Source organism: Paenibacillus sp. EC2-1, from assembly GCF_049311625.1.
Classification (GTDB): domain Bacteria; phylum Bacillota; class Bacilli; order Paenibacillales; family Paenibacillaceae; genus Paenibacillus_AQ.
In genome coordinates this window covers 3,306,665-3,319,337 of record NZ_CP186006.1, presented here as the reverse complement: position 1 = coordinate 3,319,337, position 12,673 = coordinate 3,306,665, and the positions used below count along the sequence as shown (strand labels likewise).

At 43.3% G+C, this 12,673-nt stretch carries 14 protein-coding genes and 1 tRNA gene; 13 read left to right on the top strand and 2 right to left on the bottom strand.

Annotation, left to right across the window (positions count from 1 at the left end):
- The first annotated feature begins 91 nt into the window (after positions 1-91).
- Positions 92-1,009, top strand: coding sequence for an NAD(P)/FAD-dependent oxidoreductase (locus tag ACK8P5_RS15415; RefSeq protein WP_422657149.1), 918 nt, complete (start codon positions 92-94; stop codon positions 1,007-1,009).
- Between the two features lie 108 nt (positions 1,010-1,117).
- Here the strand turns inward: ACK8P5_RS15415 and ACK8P5_RS15410 are convergent, their stop codons facing one another.
- Positions 1,118-1,417, bottom strand: coding sequence for a hypothetical protein (locus ACK8P5_RS15410; RefSeq protein ID WP_422657148.1), 300 nt, complete (start codon positions 1,415-1,417; stop codon positions 1,118-1,120).
- Positions 1,418-1,514: 97 nt separating this feature from the next.
- On the opposite strand from ACK8P5_RS15410, the gene ACK8P5_RS15405 reads away from it, so the two are divergent.
- From ACK8P5_RS15405 to ACK8P5_RS15360, 10 genes are all read left to right on the top strand, one after another.
- Positions 1,515-1,871: an antibiotic biosynthesis monooxygenase family protein gene (locus ACK8P5_RS15405; RefSeq protein ID WP_422657147.1), complete on the top strand. Its 357-nt coding sequence runs from the start codon at positions 1,515-1,517 to the stop codon at positions 1,869-1,871.
- Positions 1,872-1,899: 28 nt separating this feature from the next.
- Positions 1,900-2,700, top strand: coding sequence for an alpha/beta fold hydrolase (locus ACK8P5_RS15400; protein ID WP_422657146.1), 801 nt, complete (start codon positions 1,900-1,902; stop codon positions 2,698-2,700).
- 192 nt (positions 2,701-2,892) lie between these two features.
- On the top strand, positions 2,893-3,816 hold the full coding sequence (locus tag ACK8P5_RS15395) for an AAA family ATPase (protein WP_422661487.1): 924 nt from the start codon (positions 2,893-2,895) through the stop codon (positions 3,814-3,816).
- An 11-nt stretch (positions 3,817-3,827) separates the two neighbouring features.
- On the top strand, positions 3,828-4,934 hold the full coding sequence (locus ACK8P5_RS15390) for a DUF58 domain-containing protein (RefSeq protein WP_422657145.1): 1,107 nt from the start codon (positions 3,828-3,830) through the stop codon (positions 4,932-4,934).
- A complete protein-coding gene (locus ACK8P5_RS15385; protein WP_422657144.1) occupies positions 4,931-6,238 on the top strand; it encodes a DUF4129 domain-containing protein in 1,308 nt (435 codons plus the stop codon). Before ACK8P5_RS15390 ends, ACK8P5_RS15385 begins: the two co-directional genes overlap by 4 nt.
- A gap of 12 nt (positions 6,239-6,250) precedes the next feature.
- Positions 6,251-8,206, top strand: coding sequence for a type I pullulanase (gene pulA, locus ACK8P5_RS15380; protein WP_422657143.1), 1,956 nt, complete (start codon positions 6,251-6,253; stop codon positions 8,204-8,206).
- 102 nt (positions 8,207-8,308) lie between these two features.
- A complete protein-coding gene (locus ACK8P5_RS15375) occupies positions 8,309-9,937 on the top strand; it encodes an S-layer homology domain-containing protein (RefSeq protein ID WP_422657142.1) in 1,629 nt (542 codons plus the stop codon).
- A gap of 161 nt (positions 9,938-10,098) precedes the next feature.
- Positions 10,099-10,413, top strand: a complete 315-nt coding sequence (locus tag ACK8P5_RS15370; protein ID WP_422657141.1) for a RidA family protein — start codon at positions 10,099-10,101, stop codon at positions 10,411-10,413.
- Positions 10,400-10,555, top strand: a complete 156-nt coding sequence (locus tag ACK8P5_RS15365) for a hypothetical protein (RefSeq protein WP_422657140.1) — start codon at positions 10,400-10,402, stop codon at positions 10,553-10,555. The genes ACK8P5_RS15370 and ACK8P5_RS15365 overlap by 14 nt, the downstream gene beginning before the upstream one ends.
- A gap of 75 nt (positions 10,556-10,630) precedes the next feature.
- Positions 10,631-10,703 (top strand) — tRNA-His (locus tag ACK8P5_RS15360).
- Between the two features lie 59 nt (positions 10,704-10,762).
- On the opposite strand, the gene ACK8P5_RS15355 is transcribed toward ACK8P5_RS15360, so the two are convergent.
- A complete protein-coding gene (locus ACK8P5_RS15355; protein WP_422657139.1) occupies positions 10,763-11,260 on the bottom strand; it encodes a hypothetical protein in 498 nt (165 codons plus the stop codon).
- 322 nt (positions 11,261-11,582) lie between these two features.
- Here ACK8P5_RS15355 and ACK8P5_RS15350 point away from each other — a divergent pair, with 322 nt between their 5' ends.
- Both ACK8P5_RS15350 and ACK8P5_RS15345 read left to right on the top strand, forming a co-directional pair.
- Positions 11,583-12,314 carry a ZIP family metal transporter gene (locus ACK8P5_RS15350; protein WP_422657138.1) on the top strand — a complete coding sequence of 244 codons (732 nt, stop codon included), beginning with the start codon at positions 11,583-11,585 and terminating at the stop codon, positions 12,312-12,314.
- 74 nt (positions 12,315-12,388) lie between these two features.
- Positions 12,389-12,652 (top strand): YqkE family protein, encoded by a 264-nt coding sequence (locus ACK8P5_RS15345; protein WP_422657137.1) that lies wholly within the window; start codon positions 12,389-12,391, stop codon positions 12,650-12,652.
- The last annotated feature ends 21 nt before the right edge of the window (positions 12,653-12,673 follow it).

Here is a 12,673-nt window from a genome sequence, read left to right as displayed (position 1 = left end):
AATAAGCTCGGTTTTGTTTAATGTATTGAGGGACATAAATACATAAACAGAAACCATACACATGTGATGATTGTTGAAGGGAAGTGAATCTATGAAAGACTGCATTATTGTCGGCGGAGGCATTGCTGGCTTGCAAGCGGCTATCCAATTAGGTCGATACAGTGTACACGATATTCTCGTGATCGATAAAGGGAAAGGGCGCTCAACATTGTGCCGAGATTATCATAATATTTTAGGCTGGCCTGAAGGAATATCGGGTGATGAGCTGAGGTCGCGTGGGAGAGGTCAAGCTGAATCGGTTGGTGTACAATTTATTAATGACACCATCGATAAAGCAGAATCACAGGGTGATTCATTCCATCTGATCGGGACGAGCGGGGAGGAATATCGTGCGAGAACAATATTAATTGCTACGGGGTTGTCTGACCGTTTCCCTGATATTCCAGGGCTTGTCCCGACGCTCGGACGTAGTGTTTACGTCTGTCCCGATTGCGACGGATATGAAGTGCAGAACCGTAAAACCATTGTATTAGGTGCTGGTGAAGCAGGGGCGAACATGGCGCTGCTATTGTCAAATCGGACTGATGATTTATCATATATTAATCATGAGGGAACACCGGTTGACGATGAGCTTCTGCAGCAGATGAAAGTTAAAGGTATTAAGTATATTGATGAAACGATTGCGGAAGTGTTATGTGATGCGGATGGAATGATCCGGTCTGTAATGCTGGAGAACGGGGCGAAGATTGAAGCAGAGCGTGGGTTCATCTCTTTTGGAGGTAATGAAGTACATTCGGAGCTGGCGGAGCAGCTTGGTGCTGATCTCGAAAATAACAAGCATGTAAAGGCCGATCCGAGATCGAAGATGACTAACGTTCCCAATGTGTGGATTGCTGGTGATCTTGGTGTACATGCGGAACAAGCAACCGTAGCAATGGGTGATGGTGCAACAGCTGCGATATGGATTCACAAAGAACTTATGTCCATAAATGAACAGTCTATATCGTAGACAAATAGAAGAGTTTTTGTAATAATATGGTATGAGAGAACCCACCGAAGTATCATCACCTTGGCGATGAGATGGCGGTGGGTTTTATGCATTCTTTCACTTATTTACCTAGAGACGGAAACGTTGTACTTGTTCATCTAATGATGCTGCTTGAAGCAATTCAACTTGCTTTGGGCCTATCAGATCAAAGTGTGGGTAAGGCATACGGTAATGAATGTATCTAGGATCAAGTCCATGATCCACACACCATTGTTTAAGGAGGTTTAGATCACTGCATCCGACTTTGGTTACCGTTTTGTACTGAGGAAATCTTTCGTCATACCAATAATGAGTTAGGAAAGCAATTTCACCTCGTGCCACTGCTTTCTGCCATTCTCTAAGCTCTTGTTTCGTGATGCCGAATGCCATGAATGCTTCATCTCCAATTCAGTATTCTATCCTATTATATCAGCATATATATAGGTACAGTATAACCTTATTACGATATGAAAGTGGGGATATAAGCGTGATATTAGAGGCATCTTCATTAGTTATCAAGCCTGGAGCTATGAATGATTTTGAGAGTGCATTCCGATCAGCCTATGGCATTATATCCAAAATGAGAGGTTATCTTGGACATGAACTATATAAGTGTGTGGAAAATAGGGACGAATATCTGTTACTTATCCGCTGGAATGCAATTAAGGACCATACCATCGGATTCCGTCAATCGCAGGAGTATAAGGAGTGGGTAGAACTCCTACAGCCTTATTATGATCCAGAGCCAGAGGTGAAGCATTATATCGATATCCGAGTTGGTGGAAGAGAGTATGAACGTGAACGATGGGCGAGTGAAGTTTTAGGTGCAATGACCGATCCTTGAGATTGGAGGAATGGGGTGATTAATGAGAATGATGTCAACAGAAGTTTGCAGTATTAAAGGGGTTAATTACCGAATATTTGTTGCCGGGCAAGGAGATACAATGGTTCTGCTCCATGGTGGACACACAAATCTTGATATATGGGAAGATCAACTTGCCTATTTTGCCGATAAGAACTTTAAGGTTATTGCATATGATCAGCGGGGGTATGGACATACGGACATTCCTTTAGAGCCCTTCGCATATGAAGAGGATGTTAGGCAGATTCTGGACCATTTCGGTGTAGAGAAAGCAATTATTATTGGGGCTTCTTTTGGTGGCAGTGTTGCTATTGATTTTGCATTAGCGTATCCTGACCGAGTTAGAGCTTTAGTACTTGCTGGGCCTGCAGTAAACGGAAATAAGCTTCCATTCAGAATGAAGGTCGAGGGTATAAAATGTTATATGACAGCGAAGAAGAAAGGCATACATACGGCTGCGGCAAAATTTGAAGCCAATCGATATTGGAAGTATTTTATACCAAAGAACGAGAGCAAAAGGCAACGATTTATGGACATTTTTCAATCGAACGGAGCATTTTATACATGGAATATGAAGCTAACGAAGAAGTTGCAACCTCCGGCTATGAATCGCTTATCCGAAATATCGGCTCCAACCTTAATTGTGGAACCGGCTGACGACCTATCATTCAATATTCAAACGTGTAAGCTGCTGGAGAGGCATCTTCCGAATGCGCACTTGATTCGAATTCATGATACAGGACATCTTCCAAACTTGGAACAATCAGATGTATTCAATGAGACGGTAAATACGTGGCTCAAAAAATTATAATGCTTATTTTCAGGCTCCGGTCCCACTCCTTGGAATCGGGGTTTTTGCTTTTATTCGACAGAAAAGAGGGTGAATAAACAGGGTTATTAGGTGAAGTTGCCGAACTTTATTATGTGAGTAAGTAGATATGCATAAGGAGTGATTCCCATCTCAAACTATAACGCAGTTCGTGAGTTAGCCGGACAGGTTAGAATGAATATTGGTCAAGTCATCGTTGGTAAAGAGGATCTCATCGATAAATTATTTATTGCTTTAATTACTGCAGGGCATGTTCTACTTGAGGATGTACCGGGTACCGGTAAGACACTACTTGCAAAATCACTGGCAAAATCCGTAGATTGTACATTTAAAAGAGTTCAGTTTACACCGGATCTTCTCCCTTCTGACTTAAGTGGAATTTATTATTTTAATCAAAAAAGTGCTGAATTCGATTTCCGTCCAGGCCCTTTATTTACCCATATATTGCTTGCAGACGAAATAAATCGGGCTACACCACGTACACAGTCCAGCTTGCTTGAATGTATGGAGGAGCGGCAGATGAGTATTGATGGAGTAACCCATCGTTTAGAAGATCCGTTTCTTGTTATTGCCACACAAAATCCGTTAGAGCAGCAAGGTACCTTCCCTCTCCCAGAGGCCCAGTTAGATCGTTTCTTGTTCAAACTCAGTATGGGATATCCTAGTGCTGATGAAAGTGTTCATATTTTAAAGCGCTTTAAAGAAGGGCAACCCCTCGAACAGCTGCAAGCTGCGGCGTCCATTCAAGAATTGATACAGGCAAGAGAGACAGCTGCAAAAGTTCATGTGAACGATGATGTTCTGCAGTACATTGTTGATCTTGCGGAGCGGACACGTAAGGATGAAGCTGTAGCATCGGGTGTTAGCCCAAGGGGATGTCAAGCTTTATTGAAAGCAGCACAGGTGCAAGCTATTCTGCAAGGAAGAGAATTTGTTACGCCGGATGATGTTAAGTACCTAGCGCCTTATACATGGGCTCATCGCATGCTTCTCAAAGGTACGTTACGGTCAAGAGGTGGTGCAGGAGCTGCAGAAGGCGTCATTGAACGTATTTTGCAAGAAGTCCCCGTGCCTGCAGAAGAAAGCGTCTCACCATAGGAGGATTGCATATGGGAGCATACTGGATACTACTCATTGCGGCAGTTGTGATCGTGCTACAGGCAGGCTTATTTCGACGACTTGCCCTGAAGCGAATCACGTATAGCCGATCCTTTAAAGTGACGACTTGTTTTGAAGGAGAGGCACTTGAGCTTGTAGAGATTATTGAGAACCGCAAGGTTCTTCCTGTGCCATGGTTACGGGTAGAGTCTCAGTTCAGAACAGGAATAGCTTTCCGTGGACAAAACAATCTAGATATTAGTGAAGGTCAATACAACCAGAATCACAAAAGTTTTTTCAGCCTTATGCCGTGGACCAAAATGGTCCGCAGACATCATGTGACAGCGACTCACAGAGGTGTTTATAAACTTGGCACGGTATCGATGACTTCGGGTGATCTTCTGGGTAGTAGTTCAGATGTGCGAAGTTTTCCAATTGACGGTGGTTTGACAGTCTATCCTGAGCCATTAGACCCTAAGGAAATGACGCTGCCCGTTCAGACTTGGCTGGGTGATCTTATCGTCCGGAGATGGATCGTAGAAGACCCCTTCCTTGTATCCGGAATAAGGGATTACCGCGATGGTGATCCGTTAAAGGATGTTCACTGGAAAGCAAGCGCACGAAGAGGTTCACTTCAAGTACGTAGACGAGATGCAACGGCGGATTGCCGAATTAAACTGTATTTGAACATCGAAGATCACGAGCAGATGTGGAGTCATGCCACCCGTCCAGAGGCTGTGGAATATGGAATTCGTTTAGCCGCTGGGGTGGCGGCTCATTTATTAACACAAGGTATGGAAGTTGGACTTGGCGCGAACGGACGTCTTGACGATGGTGGGAGTGAATTAATCAATATCCCTGTTTCAGGTGGGAGGGAACAGCTTAACTTTATCTATGAAGCTCTTGCAAGATTGGAGTTAACTCGGGTCCTTTCTTTTCATGATTACTTGGAACAAGAGCTTCAACATTTGGAAGGAAGTTATGACATTCTCATCCTGAGCACCTATATGAGCGATCGTCTTCAAAAGGTATTGGACCAATTCCATGAGCATGGACACCGAGTGCAGGTAACGATGCTTGAAGAAAGAGGAGGGGAATGGAAGGAGGGAACTTCATGAGCGCGAAGCTGAAGGGACTCTCTCGTGTTCTTGGCATGGGTTTTGCTGAGACGTTGTTATATTTTCCTGTTCTTTTCATTCCGATGGTATATCTTTTTCCAGAATCATTCATCCCATTATGGACATTAATTGTAATTCTTGGCTATGGCTTAGGCTATGCAGGGAGTTACATCCTTCGGATAAAGACATTTCTCATGACATTTCTATGGTCATCTGTCATTGCTGTAAGTGTATCTTATATCTTGTTCGGTGTAGATATTGGATTAGCAGTGGCGGTGCCTAGCTTATATGTGACATGTTATCGAGGTATACGTATAAAGCAGACGGGTATATCTTTTCTGTATTCGGGATCGTACTTCTTTATAGGGCTAGCCATTTATGGAGTAAGTAGCTTTATCTTAAGCTTCATGGAACGTTTCCAGCCATATACCTTAGTGATGACGGGAGCGGGTGCGTCTGCTCTAGTCATGACTTTATTTATGTTAAATCGGCATTATGTCGAAGAACAGACACTTTCGGGTTCTAAGAAACCAATCGTTGAACAACGGGTTCTTCGGCAAAATAGAGGGATGATCATTATTTTAACAGCCACGATTGGGGGGCTTTCCTTACTTCCGATGCTTCAAGCGTGGCTATCTGCATTCGGCAGAAGCTTTGCTAGATGGATTGGTCAACTGCTACAGACCTCTCCTGGAGAACCAGAATCAACACCTGAAATGGATCCAGAGGCTGCAGAGATGCCATTTGCTAATGAGCCATCAGAACCTTCTTCCTTGATGGAATTCCTAGAAAAGCTTGCGTTCTATGTTGTGTACATTGCAGCTATCGCACTAATAATTTACCTGCTCTATCGGTTCGTTAAAGTGCTTCCGATGCTGCTCCGAAAAGGTTCAGCTTGGTTAAATCGACTCATGTCTCACCAAGTTCATGATGGAGCTTTTCTTGGTTATGAGGATGAAGAAATAGAGATCGAGCATGAGAAGGTGTCAAGTCGTTTGAAACGCCTGCTCGAAGGAGTCCGTTTAAATGGATCTATTCATAAGGAAAGTGAATCTGTAGATAATGCGACTCAAATTCGGCGCGCGTATAGAAGAATATTGACCCATAAAATTCGGGAAGGATACAAATGGAAAGTTTCAAAGACACCGAGAGAAACGAAAAGGGATATGAAGGTATGGAAAGAATCAGAGGAGCCCATCTCAGATGAGTTCATAAGATTGTACGAGCAGGCTAGATATGGGCACCGTTCTATTCGGGATGAGGAGTTGAATAACAATCTAAAAGAACTAAAACGCCATAAATAAGGAGTGGACAGTGTGTCTGTGCAAAAAGACAACAAGACGGCAATCGACTATGGTGATCTCGCTGTAACAGGAGGTGTTTCCGTCTTTACGGATGAGTTTGACAATCTCTTCTATTACGAAGGCAGTGACCTAGGGCTCACCTATACCCAGCAGAGTTCTAAATTTCGTTTATGGGCGCCAACGGCAAGCGAGGCTTTTGTCATGCTCTATGAAGACTGGAATAGCAAGCCGACTCAAAAAGTACAGATGCTAAAGGACGTAAAGGGTACGTGGGTCGCTGAAATAGAAGGTGATGCGGCGGGACTTTATTATACTTATCTTGTCCGAATCGGAAGTCAGTGGAATGAAGCTGTCGACCCTTATGCAAAAGCAGTAGGAGTTAACGGAGATCGTGCTGCGATCATAGATATGAATCAGACGAATCCATTACGATGGACATCTGATAAACCTGAGTTTGTGAACGCAGTTGATGCTATCATCTATGAACTGCATATACGGGACATATCGGTTCATCCTGGAAGCGGTGTACAGCATCAGGGGAAGTATCTCGGACTCGCCGAAATCGGTACACATGGTGCTAGTGGAATCGCTACAGGACTTGAACACATTAAAAGGCTTGGTGTGACTCACGTCCAGGTACTTCCGTTCTATGATTTTGCCACAGAAAGTGTTGATGAGACCTGTCAAGAAGAGCAATATAACTGGGGTTATGATCCGAAGAACTACAACGTACCAGAAGGATCATACGCAACAGATGCATACCGACCTGATGTTCGTATTCGAGAACTGAAGCAGATGATTCAGGCGATACATGATGAAGGACTCCGGGTTATCATGGATGTTGTATACAATCATGTGTATGATGCGTATCTCATTCATTTTAATAAGCTGGTTCCGGGTTATTACCTTCGTTACGCTGCGGATCGGACACTCTCGAATGGTTCGGGATGTGGGAATGATACGGCAAGTGAGAGAGGGATGATGCGTAAATATATCATCGAATCCATTCTGCATTGGGCTCAGGAATATCATGTCGATGGTTTTCGGTTCGATCTAATGGGGCTAATGGATAAAGATACGATGAATGAAATACGCAGGCGACTTGATGAGATAGATCCCTCGCTCCTTATGATTGGTGAGGGCTGGATTATGGAGACCGAACTGGCCAAGGAAAAGCGAGCTAATCAGCTTCAGGCTGCAGAGATGCCGAGGATTGCATACTTTAACGATGGGTTTAGAGATGCTGTGAAGGGTGATATTTTTGTATTCGATAAGAAAGGGTTCATTAGTGGTGGTCAAACGCTCGAAACCGGAGTGAAAAAAGGTATCGTTGCAGGAATCCATTACAATAATGAACTCTCTTCATTTGCAGTTGAACCGAATCAAACGGTGAACTTTGTGGAGTGTCATGATAATCACACCCTGTGGGACAAAATAGTACTATCTACTCCGAGCGAGAATGATGAGAATCGACGAGCTATGCATCGTTTAGCAACCTCAATACTATTAACCAGTCAAGGGATTGCCTTTCTCCATGCTGGCCAAGAATTTTATCGTTCGAAAAACGGTGCTGACAATAGCTATAACTTAGGTGATGATGTAAATCAAATGAATTGGGATCAGGCAAAAGCGCACAGTGAGGCGATAACGTTCGTGCAAAGACTGGTTAAGCTACGCAAGGAGCACCCAGCTTTTAGAATGAAAGATGCTGAGTCGATACGCAAGCATTTGATTTTTGAGAAAGCTCCGGAGCAAGCGATTGCCTTCTCGATCCGGGATCATGCCAATGGTGACCCTGAGAAACACTTGTATGTGCTTCATTATGCTGGGAGATCAGTCATAGAAGTCAAACTTCCGAATTTAGGACAATGGCGATTATTGTTTGGAGAAGAGTGTGTTGAAATGATGAACGATGTAATGATAAGAGTTGACGGAATCGGAACGATTATACTCGCTTCAAGAGATTAGTAGGTTATAAACTGATAATTTACCAACAACTGATTAGTGCCTATGATATCTTTCGTCTGATATGCTGTTGAAAGAATTGGATGAAAGAATCGAGGCGTACTAGTGAAAAAATATATGTTGTTTCTGCTCGTGTGTATAGTATTCTTCTCAACAGGATTATCACCAGTGGAAGCCAAGCAGGCCCCGAGCCAGACCGTCTATCACGATATCTCTACTAGCTATGCGAAAGAAGCAATTCTTCGCCTGACGAAGAGAAATATAGTGAGTGGAAATGGCGCAGGGGCTTTTCTGCCTCGTAATAAGGTTACTCGTGCAGAAATGGCGACAATGATGAGCAGACTGCTACAGATGAATCCGGTTGATAACGATATTTCAGCTTTTCGAGATGTCCCGGAACAGGCTTGGTATTACGGATGGGTTCACGCGGGAACGAATTTAGGAATCATTCATGGTAGAAGTGAACGCTTGTTTAAACCGATAGATCCTGTTACAAGACAGGAAGCAGCTGTAATGATGGTGCGTGCCATGAAGGTTGATGCTTCTACAGGAGAAGAGATTGTATACCGTCGTTATGAAGATGCAGCAGAACTAGCAGCTTGGTCTCGTGCTGCGGTGGGTGTTGCCACACTTCATGGTTGGTTGCAGGGAAGTGGAGGGAAGTTCCGACCACATGATCCAATTACAAGAGAAGAGGTAGCGGTGTTGATGGACCGTATACTATATGACGGAAATGTAATTGATGTCTTGAATAGGGTAAATGATCCCGCTTTCGCTAATAATGCATCCGAGATCCAGATGGGATGGTTATATAATGGGACAACGAAGCAATATATTTCCTATGCAAAGACATCAGGGATAAATACGCTAGTGCCACGTTGGTATTATATTGAGAGCACAGGGAACGTCTCAGATGAAACGGATATAGAGCTCCTAAACTGGGCTCAAAATAATGGACGTAAGGTTTGGGCGATGCTTGGAAACCGCTCCAATGCAGAGATAACCCATAAGGTGTTAAGTGATTCAACAGCCAGAAGAAAGGTTATTACAAAGCTTGCTGCCTATGTGAAGAAGTATAAGCTTGACGGCATCAATGTGGACTTTGAGAATGTTATACCGGAGGACCGCTCTTATCTAACATCTTTTATTCAAGAATTATCGACTGAGTTGCATAAACAAGGTGCAGTGATCTCGATAGATGTATCTCCTGATCTGGGGACGGATTGGACGGCTGCATTCGATTATAAAGCACTAGGAAGATATGCGGATTATGTGGTGTTGATGGGCTATGATGAGCATTGGGGAGGGTCGCCGAAGGCAGGATCCGTTTCTTCACTCCCCTGGCTCGCCGCAGCTGTTGATAAGCTATTAACACAGGTTCCAGCCTCTAAGTCGGTCATCGCATTGCCGCTTTACACTAGGGAATGGCGAATTAATCCAGTGGTGTCATCAGAAGAAATTAGTCTTACGCAGCAAGGACAACGCATTCGTTCTTCATCAACTTCCTTGGTGTGGAATCATTGGCTAGGTCAATATGAAGCAGGATATGTGAAGGGCGGAATCGATCGAAGGATATGGACGGAGGATGCACGTTCCTTATCTATGAAGCACAATATGCTAGCAGATCGGAATCCAGCTGGATATGCATATTGGTATGTTGGTTCAGAGACGCCTGATGTATGGCAAGCCATAATGAATATGGAGCGATATAAAAGCTATATGTTTGATATTTAACTGAATTCGAATTGACAAGTGCATGCTGATTAGAAGCATGCACTTTATTTATTCCTACAAAAGATTGGATTTATGCTATAATATACCAAATATTATTTGGTTCAGTCCTTAACAATAAAAGAGATCACGTCACATAACTTGGAGATTAGGAGGCTTGATGTATGTCGAATTCAATCGAACAGCGCCTAAAGACACTCGGTATCACACTCCCTGAAGCAAGTAGCCCGGCTGCAAAGTACGCGAATGCTGTCTTAATTAACGATCTTCTCTATGTATCCGGTAAAGGACTACCAGGACCATGCCATGGAAAACTAGGAGAAACATATTCAACAGAACAGGGGTATGAGTTTGCGCGTCAGGCGGGGATTGAGGTGCTTGCTGTACTTCAAGAAACGCTGGGTTCCCTTAATAAGGTGAAGCGGGTTGTGAAAATCCAAGGATTTGTTAATGCTACGCCGAATTTTGAAGAATCATAAGGTGTTAAATGGCTACTCTGATCTACTGCTAGATGTGTTCAGGGAACAGGGTGTCCATGCACGATCAGTACTGGGGGCCGTTTCCGTTCGTGATAATCTACCCATCATCGTGGATTCAATATTTCAAGTGGTGAATGACTAATAATAGCTGGAAAAACTTACAACTTGCGAAGGTGTGTACGTGTATGTTAAATTATAAAAGTCGCTGATGGATATGGCGGTCGTGGCGAAGGGGTTAACGCACCGGTCTGTGGCTCCGGCATTCGTGGGTTCAAGTCCCATCGATCGCCCTCATAATGCAGCACAAAGGAACGATCTAAGTAATTTACTTAGATCGTTCCTTTTTTGTTTAGGTTGTCTTACGTTTTACAATGAGCCATACACCGCCTAGAACAAGCAAGACAGCAATTAAAGGCTGGACAAAAGATAAGTAGTTAAGAACGGGTCCGATGGAGAAGACAACAAAGAATAAAAGTGATAGTACACACAAAATATTGATTGGGATGAGCATCCACTTATTGCGGGAACCGAACCAGTAAAACTCGAAGAGTCCTGTAGCAACCGCAAGGATATAGCCAGGCCACATGGTCTCCCAGCTATCTAACAAGATCGCGAACTGGCTGGTGATCCCTGCCATGAGCAATATTCCGCCTGGAATCAGGAGCCCGATTCCTTTGCGTCCCACCATAGAGAAGTACATCCAGTGGAAGAACAAGCCAAGTGGAATGACGAAGAGTGTTGGCCAGAAAGTTGAAAAAATCGTTCCTGCACCGATAGATCCTCCTTGATTCAATAACAAATAGACACCAAGCAAGATAAGTAGCGGCGCGAAAATGGTTCGTTTCATAAATTTAAACGTGCCCCTTTCCTATGTACTAATATGCTAAAGAATACCATGCGGAGGAAGTCGTGTCTTCCGTCTCTAGGTGAAAGTCAACCTAGACTTTAGTCTAGGTTATATGAAGTATCAAAAGCTTAAGGATATACGGCGAAGAATAATAAAGGGCAAGAACAAAGATACTATCATTTGACAGCGATATCCGCTCCAATTGGGGCGGATATTTCTGATTTTGGTATCTCTTCCCATGTTCATTTTCCTAAAACGATGTTTATATAATAACAGTACTAAGCATTCTGCTGAGTTGATAACTTAAAGGAGAATACGAGATATGGAATCGGCACTATGGGGTAGCTTTATCTCCGCGATGGCAACGGTATTCGGTGCTGTACCTTTATTATTTGTAAAGACTTTGTCTGAGAAGTGGAAAGATATACTAATTGCTTTCACAGCTGGTATTATGGTCTCGGCCTCCACGTTTGGACTCATGCCGCAAGCACTTCAGGAAGGTGGAATTATCTCACTCACGGTTGGACTTCTGCTTGGTATTGTAGTTCTGGATCTGATTGAGAAGAATATCCCACATATCGATGTGGAGAACCAATCGAAGATCGGATCCTTTGATTCTAAATCGCTACTTGTTATTATCGCTTTGTTCATTCATAACATTCCGGAAGGATTAAGCACTGGATTTAGTTATGCGAGTGAGAATGTAGGACTTGGTCCTATGGTGGCCATATCCATTGGTGCTCAGAATATGCCTGAAGGATTGATCTTGGCCGTATTCCTAATTAATTCTCGTGTAAATAAGTTCAAAGCGTTTATGATCGTCTTCTTGACTGGAATGATGGAGCTTATTTCAGCTGTAGTGGGCTATTTTACAGCTAGTTATATCGAATCATTAATTGGCTATGGTCTAGCTTTTGCAGCGGGTGCGATGATGTTTATCGTTTATAAAGAACTAATTCCTGAAAGTCATGGGCATGGTTATGAGCGACCTTCAACCTATTCATTCATCATAGGGTTATTGATTATGGTTTATGTTAGTTATGCTTTTGTTTAAGTCTGATCCATATGGCCTGGATGCTGTGACAGATTGATGATGTTATAATATAGAAGAACCGAGGTGATAAGAGTATGGCGAAGAAAAAGGGTAGAACTCAAGCTCCCCGTATGAATGAACACATAGATAAGCCTGCTACACTCAAAGATTTGCTGAATCCACAGGTTATTGAGCGTCTGAAGGCCCAATCTGATTCACTCAAAGCTGACGAGGCTAAAAGAGTTGAGGAAGAGCGTCTGAAGCGGGAAGAAGCAAGAAAAGCAGAACAAAAAAGATTGGATAATGATTTTGAACATCTGCTGGAGAACAGTGGAATGGATTGGCGCAAATTCAAATAACAGACGGCTTAACGGTCGTCT